Below are 6000 nucleotides of genomic sequence, written 5' to 3'. Positions count from 1 at the left end.
GCCAAGCCACCACTCAGCATCCGGACGGCCTTGCCACTCAGCATCCCGAAAGCCCCGCCCCTGAGAGACCAGGTGGCCAAGCCACTCAGCCTCCCGACCGCCTCGCCACCACGCGGCCCGACAGCCTCGCCGCGGACCGACCGGGCGGCCTCGCCACCAGCCGGCCAGGTGGCCAAGCCACCACTCAGCATCCGGACGGCCTTGCCACTCAGCATCCCGAAAGCCCCGCCCCTGAGAGACCAGGTGGCCAAGCCACTCAGCCTCCCGATCGCCTCGCCGCCACCCCGCGGCCCGACCGCCTCGCCGCCACCCCGCGGCGGCCCGACGGCCTCGCCACCGCTCGCCCAGGTGGCTATGCCGCTCAACGTCCGGACGGCCTTGCCACTGAGTGGTCAGGTGGCCTTGCCACTGGGCGTTCCGACGGTGTGTCCTTGCTCGCCGTCGCGGCCGATGACCGGCGTCTCGGCGTGCTCGTGCGCACCGGGGTCGAGGACCTCGAGGCGTTGCGCCACACCGACGGGTCCGACGTGTACTACGCCGCGGGGAGTCCCTGGTACCTGACGCTCTTCGGCCGTGACTCGCTGTGGGCGGCCCGCCTCGCGTTGCCGCTCGGACCGGCGGTCGCGGCCGGCACGCTGCGTGCCCTGGCCCAACGGCAGGGCGCGCGGCACGATCCGGACACCGACGAGGAGCCCGGCAAGATTCTGCATGAGGTCAGGCCACCTGACGCCTCGTACCATCTGCCGCCCGTCTACTACGGCACCGTCGACGCGACCGCGCTCTGGGTGAGCACGCTCGCCGACGCTTGGCGCTGGGGGCTGCCACCCGCCGAGGTAGAACCGCTACTGCCGAACGTGGAGCGGGCCCTGGCCTGGCTGGGCGGGCACGAGGGCTTCATCGCGTACCGGGCCAACGGCAAAGGCCTGACCAATCACGGCTGGAAGGACTCCGGCGACGGCGTCCAGCACGCCGACGGGCGCATCGCCGAAGGTCCGCTGGCGCTGAGCGAGGTCCAGGGATACGCGTACCGGGCCGCCGTGGACGGCGCGGCCCTGCTCGACGCGTTCGGCCGCCCCGGCGCCGCACGCTGGCGGGCGTGGGCGGCCGAGCTGGCCGAGCGCTTCCGCAAGGCGTTCTGGTGCCCGGGCGGCTACCCGGCGATCGCCCTGGACGGCGCGGGCGCGCAGGTGGACAGCATCGCGTCGAACATGGGCCACCTGCTCGGCACGGGCCTGCTCAACGCCGACGAGAGCCGCACGGTCGCCGGGCACGTCGCGGCGCTCGCCTCGCCGTTCGGGCTGCGCACGGTGTCGCCGGCCTCCGCCGGGTACAACCCGCTGTCCTATCATCTCGGCTCGGTCTGGCCGCACGACACCGCGATCACGCTGCTGGGGCTGGCCCGCGACGGGCACCCGGCCGAGGCCGCACGGCTGGTGCGGGCGCTGCTGGCCGCGGGCGAGCGCTTCGGGTTCCGGCTGCCGGAGTTGTACGGCGGGGACGAAGCGGCCACCGCGTACCCGGCCGCGTGCCGTCCCCAGGCGTGGTCGGCGGCCGCGGGGCCGGCGCTGCTGACGGCGCTGCTCGGCCTCGACCCGGACATTCCCGCGGGCCGGATCGCGCTGCGCCCCCTGGCCCCGTCCCCCGTCGGCGCCTACCGCGTCAGTGGCCTGACCATCGCCGGCGCCGAACTGGACGTGTCAGTCACCGCCGACGGCTCGGTCACCGTCCACAGTGCACCGCCGGGCGTTGAGGTGCTCAGGTAGCCGACACGTCGCACTCGTACCAGGTGCCGGGCTGGCCCCCGGGTTCGGCCGGGCCGACCGGGACGAACCCGTTCTTGGTCAGGACCTTCTGCGACGCGACGTTCGGGTGCGAGGTGCCCGCCCGCAGCGTGCGCAGCCCGTGCTGGGCCGCCGCCAGCCGGCACAGCTCCCGGACCGCCGCGGTCGCCACGCCACGGCCGGCGACGTGCTGCGCGACCCGGTACCCGAGATCCGCACGCCGCGCTTCGATGTTGTACAGATTGAACCGTCCGAGTACCGAGCCGTCCTCGGCGACGAGCACGTAGTACGCACAGACACCGGCATCCTGCTCGGCCAGCGACTCGGCGTACCGGTCGGCGAACTGCTCGAAGAAGTCGTCGCCGCGATCGGAGATCGACGCCGCGAAGTAGGCGCGGTTCGCCGACTCGAAGGCCAGGACGGCCGGGGCATGACCGGCGTTCAGCCGCTCCAGTTCGGGCACGGCCCGACCTTACCGACGTCGCCCGCCGTGGTCACCGCAATTACAGCGCCGGCCGCGTCCGGCGCGAAGTACCGCCGCGGTAGCGTGGGCCGGTGCTGGAGAGCGTCGATGCGTCGGCCGACCGGATCTTCGGGTGGCTGCGGCAGCACGCGCCTGGCACGGCCGCGACGCTCGAGCCGCCCGCGGGCCCGGACGCGGCGGCAGCACGCGCCTGGCACGGCCGCGACGCTCGAGCCGCCCGCGGGCCCGGACGCGCTCGATGCGGCCGAGCGCGAAGTCGGCACGGCGTTCCCGGACGACGTGCGGCGGTGGTACGGCCGGGCCGACGGCATGGAGTGGACGTACCCGTGGCGCGGGGCGCTGATCCCGTCGTTCCACCGGCCGTACCCGCTGGCCATGGCCCTCGACATCCGCAACATGATGCTCGAGGTCGCCGCGCAGTTCCCCCAGGAGCGGCCGCCGAGTGCGGTCGCCGGTGAGCCGAGCGCGATCTGGCAGCCGTCGTTCCTGCCCATCGCCGCCGACACCGGCGCGGTGAAGCTCTTCGTCGACCTGCGCGACGGGGAGCGGCGTGGCTGCGTCATGGAGTACGACAAGGTCTTCGCGTGTCAGGGCCGGGCTTCCTGGCCGGGCGTCGCGGCGATGCTCGCCGACGTGGCCGGGGCGCTGGTGCACGACCGGGTCGCCGGCGGCTACCGGCCGCACGTCGACGAACAACGCTGCCTGCATTGGCGGTACCCGGAAGGGCTCTGGCTCGGCCGCGACGCCGGCCTCTACACCCCCGGGCTGGCCCGCGACCTCGCCGAGCTGGCCGACGTCAGCCCTTGCGCAGCGCGTCGGCGAGCAGTTCGACGAGGTGCTTGCCCGGCTTGTCGGCCAGGTCGGCGGCCTGCGTACGGCACGAGAAGCCGTCGGCCAGGAAGACGTCCCCGGGCTCGGCCTTGTCGAGGGCCGGGAGCAGCTGCTGCTCGGCGACCTGGACCGACACCTCGTAGTGGCCGCGCTCGACGCCGAAGTTGCCGGCCAGGCCGCAGCAGCCGCCGAGCCGCGTGACGGTCGCGCCGGTCGCCTTGAGCAGCTTGGCGTCGGCCTCCCAGCCCATGACTGCGTGGTGGTGGCAGTGCGGCTGGGCCACGACCCGCACGCCTTCGAGGGAGGGCGGGGTCCAGCCGGGCGTACGGGCGAGCAGCTCGGCGACGGTGACCGTGGCGGCGCTGACGGCCCGGGCGGCGTCGGTGTCGAGCAGTTCCACGAGGTCGCTGCGCAGCACGCCGGTGCACGAGGGTTCGAGGCCGACGATCGGCACGCCGCGCTCGACGGCGTCGGTCAGCTTGGCGACGGTCGAGCCCAGGATGCGCTTGGCCGCGTCGAGCTGGCCGGTGGAGATCCAGGTGAGGCCGCAGCAGGTGGACTCGCTGGTCAGCTCGGGCGCGTAGCCGGCGGCGGTGAGCACCTCGACGGCGGCCTTCGCGATGTCCGGGGCGAAGTGGTCGGTGAAGCTGTCCACGAACAGCAGGACCGGCTTGCCCTCGAAGGCGCGGCCACGGTACCAACGCCGGAACGTCTGGCGCGCAAAGGCGGGAATCGAGCGGCGCGAGTCGACGCCGGCGGCGAACAGCGCCAGGTTGCGCAGTCCGGGCGCCGTCGTGAGCGCATTGGCGAGGCGCGGCAGCCGGGACGCCAGCCGCGACCACATGGGCAGGCGACCCAGCGAGTAGTGCGAGCGCGGGCGGACCCGGCCCTTGTAGCTCTGGTGCAGTACCTCGGCCTTGTAGGCGGCCATGTCGATGCCGGTCGGGCAGTCCGACGCGCAGCCCTTGCACGACAGGCACAGGTCCAGGGCGTCGTGGACGGCGGGGGCGCGCCAGTCGGGGGCCAGGTCGCCGTCGAGCATCTCCTGCAGCACGCGGGCCCGGCCGCGGGTGGAGTCCTTCTCGGTACGGGTGGCCAGGAACGACGGGCACATCACGCCGCCGAGCGCGGTGGTGTCGGCCCGGCACTTGCCGACGCCGGTGCAGCGGTGCACGGCCTGGTTGAAGTCGCCGTGGTCCGAGTGGTACCCAAACGCGAGCTTCTGCTTGACCGGGCGCGCGGCGGCGACCCGCACGTCGGCGTCGACCGGATCGGGGTCGACGAGCACGCCGGGGTTGAGCAGGTTCCCGGGGTCGAAGGCGTGCTTGACCGCGCGGAAGAGGCCCATCGCCTCGGCCGAGTACATGCGGGGCAGCAGCTCGCTGCGCGCCCGGCCGTCGCCGTGCTCGCCGGAGAGCGAGCCGCCGTAGCCGACCACCAGGTCGGCCGCGTCCTCCAGGAACGCCCGGAACTTCCCGGGTCCGCCCGGCCGGTCCAGCGGGAAGTCGAGCCGGACGTGGATGCAGCCGTCGGCGAGGTGGCCGTACGGCATGGCGGTGAGCCCGTGCCGCTCCACCAGCACGTCGAAGTCGCGCAGGTAGTCGCCGATGCGCGCCGGCGGCACGGCCGCGTCCTCCCAGCCCGCGTGGGCGGGAAGCCCGGACGGGGCGCGCCCGGCCAGCCCGACGCCGTCCTCGCGGATCCGCCACAGCGGCGCGGCCTGCGCGGTGTCCTCGACCACGAGCGCGTCGACGGCCCCGGCCCCGGCGGCCAGGCGGCGGGCACGGTCGCGGCACTCGTCGAGGTCGTCGCCGGCGATCTCCACGAACAGCCACGAGGCCCCGCCCGGCAGCGGCGGCACGGCGTCCGCGCCGCGGCGGGTGCGCACGACCTCGACCAGGCGCGAGTCGATGCCCTCGCAGGCGGTCGGGGTGAAGCCGAGGATCGCGGGCACGGCGTCACCGGCCGAGCCGAAGTCGGGGTACCCCAGCACCACGAGCAACCGGTGGGCGGGGTCGGCCACCAGCCGTACCGTCGCCTCGGTCACCACCGCCAGGGTGCCCTCGCTGCCCACGAGCAGCCCGGTCAGGTCGAAGCCGCGCTCGGGCAGCAGATGCTCGATGGCGTACCCGGACACCTGCCGCGGGAACGTGGCGAACTCGGTCCGCGCGACGGCAAGATTGCCCTGCACGACGGCCTGAAGGGTGTCGGCGATCGCCTTGGCCCCCTCCAGGGTGGGGCGGCCGCGCTCGTCGCGCCCGGTCGACAGCCGCTCGCCGTCGATCGTGAGCGCGTCCAGCCCGACGACGTTGTCCGAGGTCCGGCCGTACCCGAGGGTGCGCGCCCCGCACGAGTTGTTCCCGATCATCCCGCCGATCGTGCACCGCGTGTGCGTGGACGGATCGGGCCCGAAGCGCAGCGCGTGCGGGCGGGCCGCGGCCTGCAGGGTGGCGTGCACGGCGCCGGCCTGGACCCGCGCCGTGCGGGTGCCGGGGTCGACCGCGAGCACCTTGTCCAGGTACCGGCTGAAGTCGAGCACGACGCCGCGGCCGATGGCGTTGCCGGCGACGGAGGTACCCGCGCCGCGGGCGGTGATGGGCACGCCCAGCGCCCGGCACACCTCCAGCGTCGCCGCGACCTCCTCCTCGGAGCGGGGCCGCACGATGGCCTTCGGCACGACCCGGTACAGCGAGGCGTCGCTGGCGTAGGCGGAACGGTGGGCCGCATCGGTGAGCACGTCGCCGACCCCGGCCCGGCCGAGGCGAGTCACCAGATCATCAGCAATGTCGGCCGTCATGTCCCTGCCACTCGCTCGTGAGCCGGACCGCGTTCGGCCTCTTCGCCGCCCCCGGAACGCTCGTTGGAGATCCCCGCAATCGTAGACGCCCACCCGAACGGGGCCAC

Annotated in this window: 3 protein-coding genes and 1 pseudogene; 2 read left to right on the top strand and 2 right to left on the bottom strand. The window is 74.3% G+C overall.

Features of this window, described 5'->3' with window-relative positions; translation table 11 throughout:
- Positions 1-431: 431 nt before the first annotated feature.
- Positions 432-1763: an amylo-alpha-1,6-glucosidase gene (locus tag AB0B76_RS20290; RefSeq protein WP_360377117.1), complete on the top strand. Its 1332-nt coding sequence runs from the start codon at positions 432-434 to the stop codon at positions 1761-1763.
- Here the strand turns inward: AB0B76_RS20290 and AB0B76_RS20285 are convergent.
- Positions 1756-2244 carry a GNAT family N-acetyltransferase gene (locus AB0B76_RS20285; protein ID WP_360377114.1) on the bottom strand — a complete coding sequence of 163 codons (489 nt, stop codon included), beginning with the start codon at positions 2242-2244 and terminating at the stop codon, positions 1756-1758. The two genes, AB0B76_RS20290 and AB0B76_RS20285, sit on opposite strands and share 8 nt — an antisense overlap.
- On the opposite strand from AB0B76_RS20285, the pseudogene AB0B76_RS20280 reads away from it, so the two are divergent.
- Positions 2212-2775: pseudogene (locus tag AB0B76_RS20280) on the top strand (SMI1/KNR4 family protein); the annotation flags it as partial. The gene AB0B76_RS20285 and the pseudogene AB0B76_RS20280 overlap by 33 nt on opposite strands.
- A 286-nt stretch (positions 2776-3061) precedes the next feature.
- Here the strand turns inward: AB0B76_RS20280 and AB0B76_RS20275 are convergent.
- Entirely contained in the window at positions 3062-5893 is a 2832-nt protein-coding gene (locus AB0B76_RS20275) for an FAD-linked oxidase C-terminal domain-containing protein (RefSeq protein WP_360377111.1), read from the bottom strand.
- Positions 5894-6000 lie beyond the last annotated feature (107 nt).

The sequence above is a fragment of the Dactylosporangium sp. NPDC049140 genome, assembly GCF_040648435.1.
This window is presented reverse-complemented; position numbering and strand designations above follow the sequence as displayed.

What these genes read in the sequence shown, in the direction of transcription:
- AB0B76_RS20275 (WP_360377111.1), bottom strand. Translation starts at nt 5,893, where the DNA reads ATGACGGCCGACATTGCTGATGATCTGGTGACTCGCCTCGGCCGGGCC.